The sequence below is a fragment of the Dyadobacter fanqingshengii genome, assembly GCF_023822005.2.
Classification (GTDB): Bacteria; Bacteroidota; Bacteroidia; order Cytophagales; family Spirosomataceae; genus Dyadobacter; species Dyadobacter fanqingshengii.
Genome location: NZ_CP098806.1, coordinates 4,140,106 through 4,158,695 on the forward strand (window position 1 = coordinate 4,140,106; position 18,590 = coordinate 4,158,695).

Here is an 18,590-nt window from a genome sequence, read left to right on the forward strand (position 1 = left end):
TCGAAATCCCTATTTTCCACTAGCAGCCTTTAAATATGAACTGGTAATGGATCCTTTTGCGCTCAGCAACTCTACAGGCGTGCCTTCGAAAACGACGTTTCCTCCTTTTGTGCCGCCATCCGGGCCCATATCAATGATCCAGTCCGCATTTTTGATCACATCCAGGTTATGTTCAATCACGATCATGGTATTTCCTGCATCCACAAGGCGGTTCATGATGGAAAGTAAATGCGTGATGTCCGACATATGCAAACCGGTCGTAGGCTCGTCGAGGACATACACGCTGCCATTTTTGTGCAGTTCGCTGGCGAGCTTGATACGCTGACATTCTCCACCCGACAATGTGCTGAGGGGTTGGCCGAGGGTGAGATAGTCAAGCCCTACATCGCTCATTGCCTGTAACTTATGAAGAATATCTTTTTGGGTAAAATAATCTAATGCTTGCAGGACGGTCATTTCCAGAATATCTGAAATAGACTTCCCGTCCAGCTTATAAGCCAAAACCTCCTCCTTAAACCGCTTTCCTTCACAGATTTCACAAGGTGTTTTAATGCCATCCATAAAAGCCAGATCTGTGTAAATTACGCCAAGGCCCTGACAGTTTGGACAGGCGCCCTGCGAGTTGAAACTGAATAACGACGCGCTCACGCCATTTTCCTTCGCAAAGGCCTTGCGCACATCATCCATCACACCCGTATACGTAGCAGGGTTCGAACGTGTAGACGTGCCCACGGCCGACTGGTCAATGACGATCGCCTTGGGATGTTGTTTCAAAAATACGTGATTGATCAGCGAGCTTTTTCCTGAACCCGCCACGCCGGTTACTACGGTCAGCACGCCTGTGGGAATGTCCACACTTACATTATGAAGGTTGTTGATCTTTGCGTTTTTTACAGACAATTTCCCCAAAGGTTTCCTCGATTTTTCTTTCAAAGGCAACGATTGCTTAATATGCCGGCCGGTAAGCGTGTCCGCTTTCACGAGATCAGCAAAACTGCCTTCAAAAACAATGTTTCCGCCCTTGCTTCCCGCGTGCGGGCCCACATCCACGATATGGTCGGCGACTTTGATCACATCCGGATCATGCTCAACCACAATTACCGTGTTTCCTTTATCGCGCAGCTTTCCAAGCAGTTCATTCAGCCGGTGTACATCTCTCGGATGCAAACCTACACTGGGCTCATCAAAAATATACATGACATCAATCAGACTGCTGCTCAGGTGCTTAACCATCTTCACCCGCTGCGATTCACCGCCAGACAATGTGGTGGTTTCCCGATCCAGGCTCAGATATTCGAGGCCGATGTCCACCAGATGCTGCAATCTTTCGGATAATGTGGTTACCATGGATGTGGCCATGGGATCTTTGATTTCCTTTATTAAAGACACCAATTCAGAAACCTCCATAGCAGACATTTCCGCTATGTTCTTGCCATCGATTTTACAGCCCAATGCGGCCTGGCTCAGCCGCGCACCATGGCAGGACGTACAGGGTTTCAGGGCAATATATGGCGCAACGGTCTTCTGCGTCCGTTCGGACAATGTCTTAATGTCCCTTTTGATATATGCTTTTTCAAACTTCTCAATAACCCCCAGATAAGTTGCATTCATGGTTCCTCCGCCAACCTGCAACTTGAATTTCAAGTCTTTTCCGTAAAGCAGCAGGTTCATTTCCTCATCCGTGAAGTCAGAGAGTTTTTTATCATTATCAAAAAATCCGGAGCTCGCGTAACTGCTTTTTTCCCAGGTTGCAAACACCGGAACCTGCACCGCTCCTTCATTCAGCGACTTGGACATATCCAGAAACGAATCTGCCACAACGCCCATCTTCTTGCCGATGCCATTGCATTCCGGGCACATTCCCTGCGGATCATTGAATGAAAATGCATTGGAATTGCCAATGTGCGGATGCCCGATCCTCGAAAATAACAGTCGCAAAACCGGCGAAATGTCCGTGATCGTGCCCAATGTAGAATGTGAATTTCCTCCCAACCTCCTCTGATCCACCACAATGGCCATGCTGAGGTTTTCGATGGCATCAGCATGAGGTTGCGCATACTTAGGCAGAAAATTCCGGATGAACATGCTGAAATTTTCATTCAACTGTCGCTGCGCTTCGGTAGCGATCGTGTCAAAAACAATGGAAGATTTTCCGGACCCGGAGACGCCGGTAAAAATCGTAATTTTACGCTTGGGAATGCTCAGTGACACATTTTTGAGATTGTTCTCACGAGCACCGCGGATTTCAATAAATTCCTGGGACATGGCTTTTTGTTTTATGATTCATGGCTTAAACCAGAACAAATAAGGTGCAGATCCCGAAATCACCTGCACCCTACCCGATCCATTATGCAAAAAGGCATTTTTCCCGTAAACTTCCTGAAAAAAATTTAAATGATTCCAGTTACCCAACTCCGAAAGATCCATCTGGTCGGCTTGCTTCTTTTTTTCGTTGTCCTTACGCTCTCTACTTATATAAATCGTTTTCCGACTGGTGACGACGCATGGTTTGGTGAACAATCTTACTGGCTTGAAAAAGAGGGCATTATACGGTCTGAGTTTTTCAAGGGGATTGTGGGAAGGTTTCTAAAAGTGTATTCCCTGGCATTACTGGTCTCTTTCTGGCTTATCACCAAGGCCAATGCGGGGATGTATTTGGTCCTTTTTATCCCTTTTATGCTTATTCTGACTTACGAGTTGTATCGACTTGAACCGGTCAGACACAATCATTTGAGATGGCTTCTTGGGCTGTACTTTGTGATCGGGATCTTCGGCTCTGTGCAGTTGATTCGGAAAAACATAAGCTTAGGTTATCTTTCCCGCCTGCCTCTGACTCAGACATTGAAAATTATCACAGGGCGTACTTCGATGGCCGTTTTGCGGTGTTTTTGCTCGTGGAGTAAAATGCTAAACGATGCCTTTGGAATTGAAAAAGATCGGCTTAAATTAAAAATGCACTTACTGCAGGCGAACAGAATAAAGCGGCTTTATAATTCTTGGTCTCTTCCCGGATTTTTGCGTGCTGGCCGAAGCATTGTCACGCTGGAAGGGATTGGTATTTTCAAAAATGTTCTGCTCTTCGAATAACTCCTGATTTTTTACTGACGATTTCATGTTTTTAAGTTGTTGATGAATTGTGATAGGGAATAGATAAAATCTGTGCCAGCATTTCAGATCATTTGTCTACTCTACAACCAGTTTTTGGATTTCAGTGCCATGGTCAGTATCGAATTTAACCACATATATGCCCTGAGGCAACTGACTCAAGACAAACTCAGTGTCGCTCCGTTGTGTAATTGCTGCGTCAATTCTCCTGCCCTTCAAATCCACAATGTGAATATTGCCAGGCCTGCTGCCAGCGTTGAACATGACAGATGTTCCGGTTTGTACTGGATTGGGATATAAATAGTTAGACAGATGTTTTCCATCATCTTGCAAACTCACAACATGACTATACGCGTAACTGCCGTCGGCATCCACAGAGCGCAAACGGTAATAGGCAACCCGAGCCAAAGAGGCAAATGTAGTATCGGTAAAAGAATAGTCAACTTCTTTATTTGCGTCGCCGATTGCTTGCATTGTTCCGACTATAATGTATTGTTTGCCGTCAACACTTCTTTCTACATCAAAGTGAGAAGCATTTATTTCGCTTGTGGTCTTCCATTTTAATAGCGCATTCCCTTCCGCCTTCTGCGCCGCAAAGCTGACCAGATGCACAGGCAAAACGGTCTCATCCACATTGCTGTGGACAAAAAACCCTGAAAAACCTGTTACCGCAAAGCCTACTTCCCAGCGCTTTGCCACGTCGTTCCACACAATATCGCCATCCTCCGGGTTTATCAACACTACAGCCGGCCCAGCTCCGGTCCAGCCGGTGTAACTTCCAGGAGAGCCATATTGGCTCGTACCATGGTTTTGAGTAATGCGAATGTTTTGGATGCCGTCATTGTCCGTCGGGCCGGTCGGTAAAGCAGGTGCACTTTCTCGGTTATCATTAAAATCGTCAAAATCAGATTGAGCGAAAAAAAGCGTGACCCGCCCGGTGGCCGTGTTGGCATTAGATGCAGGGGTAATGTCGTAATGCCGACGTACGTAAGGCTGACCAGCAGAAGGGGCCGAGTTTGCAACATAAACTTTCACACTCACTGCTCCATTAACGGCAGAGCCTTCTGCGGAAGGGGCTACTATGCCTACTTCACCGCAATCATTCAGGAATGTTACCGGAGCGCCGGCAATTGTTTCGGTAACTTCTGAATGGTCACCCGCCAGATTATCGTCCACCGAACCGTCTTTAACGATAACATAGAAGTTTCCGGCACCATATCCTACCAGCGCATAATCGTACACATTGTTTCGGGTAACATTAAATGTCCAGCCTCCATTCGCGGTTGTGCCAAGGATACTATTACATGATTTGGCAACGCCTGACAAGGATGCTTGCCCGCTCAATGGGGTCATTGCTCCTGCATGATACTTGTCTCCATTATGCCATTGAAAGGCGCTTATAAAATAATCCCCGTTATCCAACTCATAGATAAAGCCAATGAAATCGTGCGCAGGAGATCCAACCAATGAGTTGGAAACGCTCACAGGACCTGTTATTCCCGTATTCCCATCCCCCCAGGTTACCGCTCCGGTATAATTTTCCGGAACACTTTTCCAATAAATGCTTGATACCACATAATTCCCGTTGCCAAGCCCCCGGATATTATATCCGACCTTGTCGTCTTCAGTTGATCCTACCAGCGAATTGGAAGCATTCACAACTCCTGTTAACCCTGTTGTCCCAGTGCACCAGGTTACAGCTCCTGCATCTTTAACCGAAGCATTATCCCAATTATAGCTTGAAACCACATAGTTCCCATTTGTAAGCGGAACAACATAGCCTACCTCGTCCTCCTCCGAAGATCCTACCAGCGAATTAGAAACACTTACGACACCTGTCATTCCGGTAGTCCCATTTGCCAATGTTACCGCTCCCGCAGCTCTGACCGGACCATTGCTCCAGCCAAAACTCGAAACAACATAATTTCCGTTGGTCAATGCAGTAATGATGCCCCCTACCTCGTCTAAATCCGTTGTACCCACCAGCGAGTTTGAAGTGCTCACCACGCCTGTTAAACCCGTAGTTCCATTCACCCATGTAGCAGCCCCAACCCGCACATCCGTTGCAACCTGCCAGCCGGAACTTCCAACTACGTAATTGCCATTACTTAACGGAAAGACATTGCCTACCATATCGCGCGTTCTGGAACCTACAAGCGAGTTGGCAGCTGAGATGACGCCCGTCATCCCTTTTGAGCCATCACACCATGTCACTGCCCCTGCATCTATTACAGGCCCATTGTCCCAATATGGACTAGCGACAACATAATTACCATTGGCAAGGGCAGTCAAGTTACCAACATAACTATGTGCAGTTGATCCTACCAGTGAATTAGAAGCGCTCACAACACCTGTTATTCCGGTTAAACCATTCCCCCAGGTTACCGCTCCCGCCTCAGCCATAGGCCCATTGTTCCAGCCATAACTTCTGACCACATAATTTCCATTAGCGAGAGCAAGAACGTGAAAACCCACCTGATCATTAGCACTGGATCCCACCAGCGAATTGGATACGCTCACTGCACCGGTTATTCCGGTTGTTCCGCTGGCCAGGGTCACTGCCCCCGCATTGTGTACTGAACCATTATCCCAATGGCGGCTCTGGACAACAAAGTTCCCGTTTGCGAGCTCAACAACATTGTCAGTGCCTACCTTGTCATCAGCCTTGAGTCCTACCAGAGAATTGGAAGCACTTACAACACCCGTGATACCTGTGTTCCCGTTCCCCCAGGTTACTGCTCCGGCTTCGGCCGCAGGACCATTGTTCCACTGCGTGCTCCGAACAACATAGTTTCCATTCTTGAGCGGATATACATATCCACTGCCAATAAAATCGTCAGCCTGGGAGCCCACCAGCGAATTGGAGGCGTTGACCTTGCCTGAGATGCCTGCGGTCCCGTTTGCCCAGGTCACTGCTCCCGCATTGCTTGCAGAACCATTACTCCAATGCGGACTGCTGACGACGAAATTGCCATTACTTAGCGCTGTAACACCAAAATTCCCCACGTGGTCATTTGCTTTACTGCCAGTGAGAGTACTGATCAGTTTATGGGTAGCACCGTCATAAAGATATACTGCGCCCACCTTAGCGACTCCTCCGTTGCTCCAGTCAGGGTCGGTTACTACGTAATTCCCATTGGTTAATACAGTGATTTTGCTGCCAAAACTTCCGCTGCCCGGACGACCGGCGACATGGGTTTTCTGAGCCTGCGATACGCCGGTGAAGACCGGTAGCAGCAAGAAAAAATAAATTAGTTTCACAATCCATTGAGGAATATGATTTAGTAGGTGTGTATACATATAAAAAGTTTTTTGTTACAATGGCGAACAAATATACTTTTTTTTAGAATTTCTTTAATGATTCCGACATTAAGGAATAACTAATAATTCAATGACATTCAAATTCCGAAACGGCTCATTGCTGCAACCGGATATGCAAAAAGAAAGCAAATTAGAAATTCCTCTCTCAATGCCTTCCCGAAAGCCTTTCCAACGCTTCCGAAACACTACTCACAAAGTTAACTCGCCCGCTCCGGTTACTTTCCGTAATAAAGTCTTGAATGCTCTTTCCAGGATATTTCTCAAAATTTCCGATAATGGCCAGGCGAATCCGGTAGTTTGAAAACTTTTGGAGAATTTCTCCGGCCATACCCGTTTTCAGGTCAAAAAAGGAAGGCGTAATGTTCTCTTCGTGGATGATAATGCTGTCAAATGCCTGGTAATAAAGGTTTCCCAGCAGGTCCAGTCCATCTTCTGCCGTTTCAATAATCAGCTTGTCGGAAGTGACTTCGCCTATCTGAACTTCACCCATTGTATGCGATATAATGTTCATTTCAATGTTGGATTAGACAAAAGGGTTAGGCAAATTTTCTATTAATTGATTCAATTAACAAAATATCCACACATTCAGTCAACCATTCATTATTTGACTCACGAGCGACTATCGTTTATTTGGAAAAACGATCTTTAACTGCGCCGCATTGTACGCAGCAAAACATCCAAGTCCGCCGTTAGTATTGGAATAAAGCGGCGCAGGTTCTGCAAATGGAGTGTCCGAATTTCCTGTAATTTCAATTGAACGCATGTATTTGTAATAGTTCGAATCAACATTCAGGACTTGCAGCAATACCCCTAAAACCTTGTTTTTGGGGTTATAGGTTTCTTTTTCACCATCAGCCATAGTCAATTGCCTTGGCCGGAAATAATTGAATTTCCCAAGCAGCGAATTCATGATATTTCCATCCAGGTATTTATCACTCATGAATTCACTCTTTCCCTCCTGTCCTTGCCAGTAAAAATGGAAATTGTCTGTGAGTAGCTCTTCCCTGATTTCGTTGTTATCGGTCACAATACCAACGGAGTATTGGTAGTCTATTACAGCATCGAGCTTGTAGTAATTTGTGTCGCCTGGAACATCCTGCCAGCTCATCCGCAATGTAAGGACGGTGTCTTTCGTATATGAGTTGTCGACCAGCATGGTATCAAATTCGTACGATTTAATCACAGGCTTCTTGCCGGGAACCGTGCATTTTGCAGTAACACTTCTGGTGTTGTCAGAAATAGATAAATAATACGTTTTTGAATCTTCAATAGGGAATTTGGACTGTTGAATGGAGTAAAGTTTATTCTCCGTGTCATAAGGAATGGTGATTTCATTCACACCATCGGATAGCTTCACGGTGGCATTTTCCACGCGTCTTTCCGTTGCTTCTGTTTTTGTAAATAGTGGGATCGACTCCGTAACCAGCACATTAATATATGGTAACTGGGGCGAGATTATCGAGTTAACAACCAGCTTGGATTCCGCTTGCGGCAGCTTCGAAGGCGGGATGTTGGTTAATGGAGTTTCGCAAGCGGATAATATACTGATTAACAGCGCTATGCTGAAAATCGATTTGATTGTGTTCATGGCTCAAAATTTAAAGTTGTAACTGAATGACGGCAAAACGGGAAACAGGGAATATTTTTTCAACACAGTTTTCCACTCCCCATTGGCCATCTTTTCTTCCGAACGGTCATAGAAAAACGGATTTTTACGATTGTAGGCATTATAAACACTGAATTCCCAGGTCCGTTCGTGGTGTTTCTTTTTCTTATGAAACTGAATTGAAAGGTCCATCCGGTGAAATGCTTCTGCGCGGAAACTGTTCTTTGCCGGGAATTCAGAAGCCTTGAATTCCTTATAAGTGCTGTTTAGTATAGTTTCAGTGGGGTCAAATCGGTTGAAATAATTATCACTGACAGGATAATAGGTGGCGGCGGGAACTGTAAGTGCGTTTCCGGTTCCGTACACCCAGCTTGCTGACATGGTTATGCGCTTGTTGAGCTCATAAATTCCTACAACGGAAAGATCATGCCGGCGGTCGTAGCGCGGATGGAATTTCTGCCCGTTGTTCAGTTCGGGGAATTTCCAGTAAATCCAGGATAATGTATACCCTACCCAGCCGGACAGCTTGCCGCTCTTTTTTTGGACTAAAAATTCAGAACCATAAGACCAGCCTTTTCCTGATGTAACGTTGTTCTGCCAATCTACATCACTGGCGTTTTCTCCATTCACACCCAGAAAATTAGCGCCTTCGCGGTAGCTGAGAATACGTTTCATATCCTTATAAAATCCTTCCAATGTGATGGTTAAGCCTTTGTCTCGCAAATCTCTCGCGAATCCGAACGCCACTTGGCTCGACTGCTGGGGAGCAATACGGTCCGTGCTGGTCACCCATAAGTCAGTTGGTAAGCCCAATCCAGTGTTGGACAACAAATGCACATATTGATTCATCCGCGCGTAAGAAGCCTTCGCTGAGAAATCCGGTGCGAGCCGCAATGCTGCGGAAAAACGCGGCTCGGGATTAATGTACATCTTTTTTTTCGCTTTAAAATAGCTTAATCGAGCGCCCAGATTCATTTTCAATGCTTCAAAAGGGTGCCAGGTGTCTTCGAAATAAGCACCGGCTTCCAATGAATAAACCGGCTTTTCAACAGGATCAATGTTGTCCTCGCTCTTTGTGCCGGAAATTGCCAAAGCGGACGGTGTGGATTTGTGACGTGTGGCTTGTATGCCGAATTTGATGGAATGCGACGTATTTGGATAGAAATCAAAATCGCTTTTAAAGCTCAAATCCTGAATCCGCGAATCATAACGCAGCCTTGACTCGGTCGTAGCATCGCTATTGCCAACCGCCTCCCTAAAATAACTCGTCGTCGTAAAATTGAAATGGGTAAAAACAAAGGCTGTATTCGCAAACAGCTTACGATTGAAAACATGGTTCCAGCGCATCGTTCCAGTCGCATTGCCCCAATCCAGGCCGGCTTTCATTTTAAATGTCCCGTGCTCTTCTTTGACAGAAAATTTGTCCTGTCCTAAATAGCCACTCACATAAAGCTTGTTTTTTGGCCCGAGGTCATAATTGATCTTCGCATTCAAATCATAGAAATAATAACCTGGCCGAAATCCATTTTGGTCCTTCTTTTTTTCCATGTATTTCAAAACAGGAGCAGCCAGCACGTCAATGTAAGTTCTTCTACCGGAGATCAGGAATGACGATTTTCCTTTTGATATCGGCCCTTCCAAAGTTAGCCGGGATGAAATAAGCCCGATTCCACCCTGTCCCTGCAGCTTTTCTTTACTTCCTTCTTTCATATCCATTTCCACGACCGAAGAAAGCCGACCGCCGTAACGAGCCGGGAAGCCGCCTTTTGTCAATTCGACTCGCTTGATAGCGTCGCTGTTGAATACGGAAAAGAATCCAAAAAGATGGCTAGCATTATAAACCACAGCGTCGTCCAGAAGGATCAGATTCTGATCCGGGCCGCCGCCGCGGACATATAATCCTGTTTGGCCTTCGGTGCCCTTTTGCACACCGGGCATGAGTTGTAATCCTCTTAAAACATCCTTCTCACCCAGTAGCGAAGGAATTTTCTTAATCTGTTCAATGGGAATTTCCAGCACACTCATCTGGGCCGAATTACTAATATAGTCTTCCTGCTTGCGAGCGGAAATTACAACTTCGTCTAATTGACGAACAGATGGCAAAACCACATTGAATTCCAAATCCTGGTGAGCCGCGATAGTATGGGTTACAGTTTCATAACCCACCAGCGAATAGGCAATAGTCACCGAATCAGATGCGGGGATAGTGAGGGAATAAAACCCATAATTATTGGTCACCGATCCTGTCGCAGAGCGCGCGATGTAGACATTAGCACTAGTCAGCAACTCCTGGCTTCCCTTTTCTTTCACAAAACCGCTTATAGTTATACGTTTCTGCCCATAAACTGACATTGAAGCCAGACATAGGGCCATTATGATAGTTATTTTCATAAAATTTCAGGCTTATTGCATTCAAGGACACGTGGCTTTTTAAGTTCAGGCAAACCAGATCCGTTGCTCCGGATTGCCTGAACATGAGGTTAATGATCCCGCTTGAATGCGTGATTAAAGATGATGATTAGCTGATGAGAGCTAATTTTACGATTTATCCGGGAATGAGACTGCGCAAACGGTTGGTTTACTTTTTAACATTAACCATCTTAAAAGGGACTTCCTCTTGAATATTAGTCATATCATCAAGGGTTGCGCTCAGTCGTAATAGCAGATTGGTCGTTTGATTCACATCATATTCAACCGCTTGCTTGACGTTTACTCTCTTCTCTCCTATACAATTACAATCTACCTTTTTTTCGAACACCGGTTGTCTCTCAGAGTCAAGTATTCGTATGTAATAACGGATGACCGAAGCATTTTTCGGTTCAATAATTGCTTCGACATTGAATGCGGTACTGTCCATAAGGTCTTGGTCGCGTAAGGGGCTAGTCACTGTAATCAAAGGAGAATCTTTTGTAATGTCCCGTTGCTTACACGAGTTCAACGCTGCTATTAAAGCGGCTATGACAAAAATTAATCTGTTCGTTTTCATGTCTTTTTAAATTTTGTGAAAGGATATACATTGCATTTGGCTTAGTTCCGGTCAAGCGCGATCAGATTCACGCTCTCTATTTTTTGACATCAATCAACTTGAATGGGATTTCCTCCCGGATATTGCTGCCATCATTCAGCACGGCATCAACATGTAGCAACAGTTCAGATGTTTTTGTGATGTCGTATTTGAACGATGCCTCCAACTGAATCTCGTCCTTGTCTTTACAGTCACAATCTACTTTTTTGTTGTATACCTCATTTTTCTCATTGTCGACAAGCCATATGTGGTAACTGACCACAGATTTTTCTTGTGGTTTTATAACCGCTTTGACAACAATGTCTGCATCATCATGAATCTCCTGATTCCAGGCTGGTGATGTTACCGTGATGTATGAAGAATCTGCTCTTGGAATTTCTTTTTCCTCACATGCAGATAATGCCGCCAAAGCCACTGCAGCTAAAATTGATCTGTTCGTTTTCATGTGTGTTTCAATTTAAGTGAAAAAGATATTTGATGAATTTTCAAAACCTCATCGAATTCTGTTCCCCGGGGCGTAATAAAGGCTTTTCACTTTCCCTGCGGCAGGTCTGGTTGATTGAACGGTAAAGCGTTGAAACCCTCACCCCCCACTGGCCTGATAATTTACACACACAACTTTCCACACTTACATTAAGCCAAATGCCCAAAAAGAACCCTGAACATGCGCGGATTGAGGATTATGGATTGATTGGAAATCTAAAAACCGTTGCACTTGTTTCCGTAGAAGGCTCTATCGATTTCATGTGTTACCCTGCTTTCGACTCGCCGACGGTTTTTGCAAAATTATTGGATAACAAAACCGGCGGGTGCTTTGCCATTTTTCCGCAAATGGACGGGTACAACACCAAGCAGCTTTACCTTCCGGCGACCGCGGTCCTGCTGACCCGGTTTTTCTCAGAGGAAGGCATTGCGGAAGTCACGGATTACATGCCGGTTGACGACAAGATGGATAAATCCAATGCGATCGTGCGGCAGGTGAAGACGGTTCGGGGAAAGATCACTTTTCAGGCGAAATGCGAACCTGCTTTTGACTACGCCAATGCTTCGCATACGAGTAAGATGCGCGATGCCGGAGTGTATTTCCATGCAAATGATGCAGATGGAACGGTTATGCGTCTGATTGCGGATGTTCCTTTGCAGATCAGAAAGAATGCGGGTTATGCCGAGTTCACGCTTGAACAGGGTAAAACGGCCTATCTGGTATTGGAATGCGGCAAAAGTCAGGTTGATGAGGAAAACCCGATCGAAGCCTACAAGAAAAATACTTACCAGGATACGGTCGATTTCTGGCGGAATTGGTCCAAAAAATCTAGTTACAAAGGCCGCTGGACCGGGACTGTAAACCGCTCGGCGATTACGCTCAAATTGCTGACTTCACGCGAGCAGGGTTCGATGGTGGCCGCCCCGACATTCAGCTTGCCGGAGGTGATCGGCGGCGGGCGCAACTGGGATTACCGATTCATGTGGATCAGGGACGCCGCTTTCACGATGTACGCATTCCTCCGGCTCGGGTATACAGACGAGGCCACGTCATTTCTGGAATGGATCCACGACCGCTGCCAGGAAGACAAGCTTTATCTCATGTACACGATCGACGGCGGGCATGATATGGAAGAAAAAGAGCTTGCGCATTTGAGCGGTTATCAAAATTCAAAACCGGTAAGGATCGGCAACGGCGCACAGGGCCAGAACCAGCTGGATATTTATGGGGAGTTGATTGACACCATTTACATTTATAACAAACAGCATTCAGCCATTACGTTTGAGTTTTGGGAAACCATTGTGGAACAGGTGAATGTGGTTATAGAGAAGTGGAAAACGGCCGATCACGGGATTTGGGAAATCCGGAACACCGAAAAGCATTTTCTACACAGCCGCTTGATGTGCTGGGTGGCCATGGACCGAGCGATCAAAATTGGCCAGCAGCGCTCGTTTCCTTTTCCTGAAAATGAATGGAAACAGGTGCGGGATGACATCTATACAGACATATATGAAAATTTCTGGAATGAGGAAATCGGTGCCTGGGTGCAGCACAAAGGCGCAAAAACCGTAGACGCCAGTGTTCTGCTGATGTCGCTCATGCACTTTATATCACCCCACGAACCACGCTGGCTATCCACATTGAAAGTCGTGGAAGAACAACTGGGCGTCGATGTGCTTTTATATCGCTACAAAAACGGCGAAACATCATTCGACGGCCTGGAAGGGGAAGAAGGCACATTCAATATGTGCTCATTCTGGTACATTGAATCACTCGCCAAAAGTGGGGAAGTTGCAAAAGCACTTGATAGTTTCGAGAAAATGATAGGTTATGCCAACCATCTTGGCTTATTCAGCGAACAGATCGGTCACAAGGCCGAACATTTAGGCAACTTCCCGCAAGCATTTACGCACCTGGCTCTCATCAGCGCCGCATTGGAAATTGACAAGCAGCTCGACAGACAGTGATCCTACTAATGATGCCGCCGGCTCAAATACCGTTCATAAACCGAGTCCGAAGCACCCAAATACTGTTTTGCCCCTACCGGATCCTTATACCCACGGAGCAGAGCCTGGTAAATATTCGGGTAGTCCGTGTAACCGAATGTCCGGTAATGCCCCTTTTGGCCAGTTATCCGACTTGCAATTTTATTTTCCCTTAGCAGGTTTGATTTGACGAAGATGAGGCTAATTATCAAGAATAAAAGTAATGAAGACGCTATATAAAAGGACTTCTGTTTTGGGAATTGTCTGGTTCTTATCCCAGTCTCAAATCCCTTCAAAATTCCGATAAATAAAATGATGCACAGCGGAATAGATCCCCTGAAAAACAGATCATTATATATGCCCATTCGATAAGTGGATAGTGCAAACAGCAGGCCAAAAATTGTGTGGATAAACCATGTGGGGAAAATCTGAAAGATTCTATTGAGGGATATAATGACGATATAAAAGACAGTAAAGTCTATCAGCAAACCTGCCGCATAGCTTAATAAAACATGCTCTGCAAATTCAAATTCCCAGAGAAAACCTTGGATGGCTAAGGTTTGCGAAGAAAGAAAGTATGTGAATATAGGCAGAAAGACCAGTCCCGGTATAATGTATGAAACCACCACCATTCGCCGGTCGATCGCTCTCCATCCGTCATTCAAGATGTATTTATGGATAAATAATGCGCCACATACAGCAAGCAACGAAAGGGCCGGAAATACACCCCAGATAAAGACCAATATCACCGCAAAAAAGGTCTCGTCGATTTTTTCTCTGTACATAAAATCATATAACAAGATTCCAGAACCGATTAATGAAGGAATTATCTGATTGGGAGCGAAAGCACTCTGTTCGAAGACAGATCTGATGGCAGGGTTGAATATAGGTGCGTGGATCTGTGATAAGTTTAAAAGATTAAAAGCAGAGAATACCAGCTGCCCAACGCCGCGCATTAACAGGAAAATCACCAGCATGAACCTGCTTTGGCCAACAAGCAGGAGCATCCAGGCGAATCCCAGAAAAAAGCCCAGAAACGTCCAAAATACGAGCACGGAGGGCAGTAATTGTCCATATATTTTAGAGGCAAATGCAGGCACCAGATAGTATCCATAATAATAACAGGCATATCTGTCTACCTCAGGAAAGTATATCGGCCAGTCGTTTTGAAACAGGTCGTAAAACTTCGTATTGTGGGCAAGCCAGTCAAATGATGGTTTACTAAATCCATCAATACCACAAAAGAATACACACGCAATGGAAAATATAGATAGGAAGCCTAAGCTATTGACAGTCAGGCTGCTTGTATGATCCTCTTTCTTGAATTCCAAATAAAGCAAGTAACCAAACCCAATCGTAAGCAGGGCCGAATATGGCTGTCTGAACCAGCCGATTCCAAACAGTAAATTGGGGAGTAATAAGTAAAAAATGCAACATTTACGTAATAGCCCTGCACTCATGTATCTTCGCCATTTTTCAAGATACCATAAGCTTGCAGGACTGATAATCTACCTCGTCCTTGCTGAGGTCGCCCAAGCAAATGTTTTGAGGGACGCGTTCGATCATCGTCGCTTATGCGGCTGGTAACTTTGTATATTAAGTGAAATATTTAAAAAATTGTAAAGCATATGACAAATATCGCATTGGTGGTGGGAGCGACCGGCATTACAGGAAGTAACCTCGCGGAAAAATTGATTGAAAAAGGCTGGATTACGTACGGCCTGTCCCGTAACCCAGATACAGAGATTGCAGGTTTAAAACCCATTGCAGCGGACCTGCTTAATCCGGATGACCTGGCAGCGAAACTGGCAGAAGTTGCGCCTACGCACGTTTTCTTCACAAGCTGGATGCGCAATGATACGGAAGCTGAAAATATCCGCGTAAACAGCGCAATGGTCAGAAATTTGCTAGACGCGCTTTCCTCGAAAAATTCCGTTCAGCACGTTGCGCTGGTAACCGGGCTTAAACATTATCTGGGGCCGTTTGAAGCATATGCAAAAGCCGGCACATTGCCCGAAACCCCTGTCCGTGAAGAACATCCGAGGTTGGATCTGGAAAATTTTTACTATGCGCAGGAAGATGCAGTGTATGCCGCCGCAGCCCGGGATGGCTTTACATGGAGCATTCACAGGCCCCATTCCGTTGTGGGCAAAGCGGTTGGCAATTTAATGAATGTGGGCACGACCCTGGCCATTTATGCGAGCATATGTAAAGAAACGGGCAGACCATTTCAATTCCCTGGATCGGCCGAGCAATGGAACGGGGTATCAGACGTAACCGACGCAAAACTCCTGGCTGAACATATGATATGGGCCGCTACCACCGAAGCTGCGCATAATGAGGCATTCAATGTGGCTAATGGAGATATTTTTCGCTGGAAATGGCTTTGGAAACAAATTGCAGGCTGGTTTTCCATTGAGCCAGCCGGTTTTGATGGGCAAATTCGTCCTTTGGAAGCAGAAATGGCAGACGATGCCCCGGCCTGGAAAGAAATTGCTGCCAAGCACAATTTAAAAGAATCGGATATCAACCGCCTGGCTTCCCCCTGGCATACGGATCTCGATTTGGGCCGCCCCATGGAAGTGATGACTGACATGTCCAAAAGCCGCAAACTTGGTTTTACGGGATATCAGGATACACGGGACTCTTTCTTCGATTTGTTCAAAAGACTCAGATCCGAGAATTTGATCCCGTAATTTCAGATTCATTGATCAAAAATGCTGCAAAATCAATAAGTTGAGTCATACAACCTTTTGCTGTTTAATGTGCCTCTTTGTATTTAGAGGACAGCCGGTTGATATACACCTAACCTCGAACATTTGAATGCTGTATTTTTAAAATAATACTTTTTGGTCATGAAGAAACTCATTTACCTTTTTCTGTTTTACCCGCTTCTCTGGCAGGCTGTGATTGCGCAGGATAGCATCCCGGTTACTTTTTCACAAGAGCAGGACACGATCAGTAAGCAGCGATTTGTCGACAGGTATGAGAATGTGTTTATGACGAAAGTGCCAACCAGGCATATGTTTAAATTGACCCTGACATTTGCTCCCAATTACTTGTTTGCTGTGGACAACAATGCGTTTCAGACCATATTCTACGGCCTGGGTTATGAGTACAAAATTGCTCCTTCTTTTTCTATCGGAACAGATGTCCTAATCAACGGCGGATGGGGGGGTAAGATCGGTTTCAACGGCATGCTGGATGGTAACCTTTACGGACGGTGGTATTATGACATGAAACGCAGGATCAATCAAGGCGTAAGCGTGAATAACTTTACAGGCAATTACGTGGCCATTGTCGCGGGAAAACGTTGGGGAAAAGCGGAGGTCGATTATCAGTTATCAACAATCGGCGTTGAATTTGGCTTACAGAGAAGGTTTCTCAACAATGGCCGGATCGAATTTGCGATCGGGGCGTCCTATCAAAAATATTTAGATGGGCATTATCCGCTTCAGTTTGCATACGGCATTCATAAAGCAGCCGATTTTGCCATTTCGTCACGAACGAGCATGGGCCTGGCCTTTGGCGATTGGAAAAGGAACAAGAACTTGCCTGTTTGCGAAGTGTTACGATGCGATGAAATTGTGCAGCAGCAATGGAAGCTTTTATGGCCAAAAATATATTTATCCTCACGGTTTATACAAGGCATGATCGGGCTGGCATATGAGCGAAAAATAGGCAGCGGCCCATTGTCACTTAACGGACAAGTCACTACTGATTACCTGCGAATGGTCTCCAACGGAACGGCACCACAATCTAAAAATGTCAGCAACGACGTGCAGATATGGCCGTCGTTACAATTACGTTACTATTTCACTCAGAAAGAAGCGATTAGAAGAGGCTTGGGAGGGCAGAATCTTTCCGGCATGTATTTCGGCCCGCACAGTGATTTTGTTTATTATCATAGTGAAACCATCTTTGGAGAAGGCAGGGCGGAAAAACACCTCGGCGTCGGGGCTGTCGCAGGATTTCAGCAAACATTGTTCAAGAAGGCCTACATTGACCTATCACTGCATGGCAGCTACAACACCCTGAATCCGCAGCCAAATACAAAGCGCATGCTGGCTGCGATCAGAACCGGGTTCGGCATTACATTATAATGGTCGAATTTTATAGAAAAGGCCGGGCAGAATCCATCTGCCCGGCCTTTTAGTATACTCTGGCCGCTAGCCTGCGCAGATAATACTGACATTACTCTTTAATGAACTCCAAAATATCCTTATTGATGGTTTCAGCTTCTGTTGTGGGCATTCCGTGTGGAAAACCCGGATAAGTGATCAGTTTACCATTTTTCAAAAGTTTAACCGCTTTCAATGCAGTGATCTGATACGGCACAATCTGGTCGTCTTCACCGTGCAGCACCAGCACAGGAACATCCACGCTGCTGAGGTCCTCGGTAAAGTCCGTTGCAGAAAATGCTTTTATACATTCGTAATGCGCAAGTATGCTGCCCATCATTCCCTGCCGCCACCAGTTGTCGCGAATTCCCTGCTTTTCTACTGCCCCTTCCCGGTTGTAACCATAGAAAGCGCTCGAAAAATCCTTGAAATATTGCGGCCGTTGTGTGGCGGTCATCAAACGAATTTCGTCAAACACGCTCATGGGTATACCGTCCGGGTTGCTTTCTGTCTGCACCATTATCGGCGTTACAGCACTTACCAGCACTGCTTTTGCCACCCTGCCATTCCCGTGCTTGTTCACATAACGTATCACTTCACCGCCACCCGTGGAGTGACCGATATGTATGGCGTCTTTCAGATCCAGGTGCGTTACAAGCTCAGCTACATCCGCAGCGTATGTATCCATTTCATGACCCTGATAGGTTTGGGAAGAACGTCCGTGTCCCCGCCGATCGTGCGCAATGACGCGGAAACCATGCTGGAGAAAAAACATCATTTGATTATCCCAGTCATCACTGGAAAGCGGCCATCCGTGGTGAAAGACGATAGGCTGCCCGGTGCCCCAGTCCTTATAGAACATTATGGCCCCATCTTTTAACGTCAACGTGCTCATGATTTTTGTTTTTTGTAAGTGAAAATCCTCCGGGCAATAACGTAAGAT

At 45.6% G+C, this 18,590-nt stretch carries 13 protein-coding genes; 4 read left to right on the forward strand and 9 right to left on the reverse strand.

The window, feature by feature from the left end; translation table 11 throughout:
• Positions 1-9 precede the first annotated feature (9 nt).
• A complete protein-coding gene (locus tag NFI81_RS17195; RefSeq protein ID WP_234611244.1) occupies positions 10-2,265 on the reverse strand; it encodes an ATP-binding cassette domain-containing protein in 2,256 nt (751 codons plus the stop codon).
• A 129-nt stretch (positions 2,266-2,394) separates the two neighbouring features.
• Between NFI81_RS17195 and NFI81_RS17200 the strand changes: the two genes are divergently transcribed.
• Entirely contained in the window at positions 2,395-3,087 is a 693-nt protein-coding gene (locus NFI81_RS17200; protein ID WP_234611243.1) for a hypothetical protein, read from the forward strand.
• Positions 3,088-3,183: 96 nt separating this feature from the next.
• Here NFI81_RS17200 and NFI81_RS17205 read toward each other — a convergent pair whose 3' ends face one another.
• The 6 genes from NFI81_RS17205 to NFI81_RS17230 all read right to left on the reverse strand — a co-directional run bounded on the left by NFI81_RS17205 (position 3,184) and on the right by NFI81_RS17230 (position 11,502).
• Positions 3,184-6,345, reverse strand: coding sequence for a T9SS type A sorting domain-containing protein (locus NFI81_RS17205; protein ID WP_234611242.1), 3,162 nt, complete (start codon positions 6,343-6,345; stop codon positions 3,184-3,186).
• 226 nt (positions 6,346-6,571) lie between these two features.
• Complete coding sequence (locus tag NFI81_RS17210) at positions 6,572-6,937, reverse strand: DUF4180 domain-containing protein (protein WP_234611241.1); 366 nt, start codon at positions 6,935-6,937, stop codon at positions 6,572-6,574.
• A gap of 108 nt (positions 6,938-7,045) precedes the next feature.
• Entirely contained in the window at positions 7,046-8,014 is a 969-nt protein-coding gene (locus NFI81_RS17215) for a DUF4249 domain-containing protein (RefSeq protein ID WP_234611240.1), read from the reverse strand.
• Positions 8,015-8,017: 3 nt separating this feature from the next.
• Positions 8,018-10,423 carry a TonB-dependent receptor gene (locus tag NFI81_RS17220; protein WP_254410596.1) on the reverse strand — a complete coding sequence of 802 codons (2,406 nt, stop codon included), beginning with the start codon at positions 10,421-10,423 and terminating at the stop codon, positions 8,018-8,020.
• 187 nt (positions 10,424-10,610) lie between these two features.
• On the reverse strand, positions 10,611-11,018 hold the full coding sequence (locus NFI81_RS17225; protein WP_234611238.1) for a hypothetical protein: 408 nt from the start codon (positions 11,016-11,018) through the stop codon (positions 10,611-10,613).
• Positions 11,019-11,094: 76 nt separating this feature from the next.
• Entirely contained in the window at positions 11,095-11,502 is a 408-nt protein-coding gene (locus NFI81_RS17230; protein ID WP_234611237.1) for a hypothetical protein, read from the reverse strand.
• Positions 11,503-11,699: 197 nt separating this feature from the next.
• On the opposite strand from NFI81_RS17230, the gene NFI81_RS17235 reads away from it, so the two are divergent.
• Positions 11,700-13,508 carry a glycoside hydrolase family 15 protein gene (locus NFI81_RS17235; RefSeq protein WP_234611236.1) on the forward strand — a complete coding sequence of 603 codons (1,809 nt, stop codon included), beginning with the start codon at positions 11,700-11,702 and terminating at the stop codon, positions 13,506-13,508.
• A gap of 5 nt (positions 13,509-13,513) precedes the next feature.
• On the opposite strand, the gene NFI81_RS17240 is transcribed toward NFI81_RS17235, so the two are convergent.
• Positions 13,514-14,986 carry a hypothetical protein gene (locus NFI81_RS17240; protein WP_234611235.1) on the reverse strand — a complete coding sequence of 491 codons (1,473 nt, stop codon included), beginning with the start codon at positions 14,984-14,986 and terminating at the stop codon, positions 13,514-13,516.
• A gap of 168 nt (positions 14,987-15,154) precedes the next feature.
• Here NFI81_RS17240 and NFI81_RS17245 point away from each other — a divergent pair, with 168 nt between their 5' ends.
• Entirely contained in the window at positions 15,155-16,222 is a 1,068-nt protein-coding gene (locus NFI81_RS17245; protein ID WP_234611234.1) for an SDR family oxidoreductase, read from the forward strand.
• A 159-nt stretch (positions 16,223-16,381) separates the two neighbouring features.
• The gene (locus NFI81_RS17250; RefSeq protein WP_234611233.1) at positions 16,382-17,629 is read left to right on the forward strand and encodes a hypothetical protein; all 1,248 of its coding nucleotides are present in this window, start codon (positions 16,382-16,384) and stop codon (positions 17,627-17,629) included.
• Between the two features lie 91 nt (positions 17,630-17,720).
• On the opposite strand, the gene NFI81_RS17255 is transcribed toward NFI81_RS17250, so the two are convergent.
• On the reverse strand, positions 17,721-18,542 hold the full coding sequence (locus NFI81_RS17255; RefSeq protein ID WP_234611232.1) for an alpha/beta fold hydrolase: 822 nt from the start codon (positions 18,540-18,542) through the stop codon (positions 17,721-17,723).
• Positions 18,543-18,590: the final 48 nt, after the last annotated feature.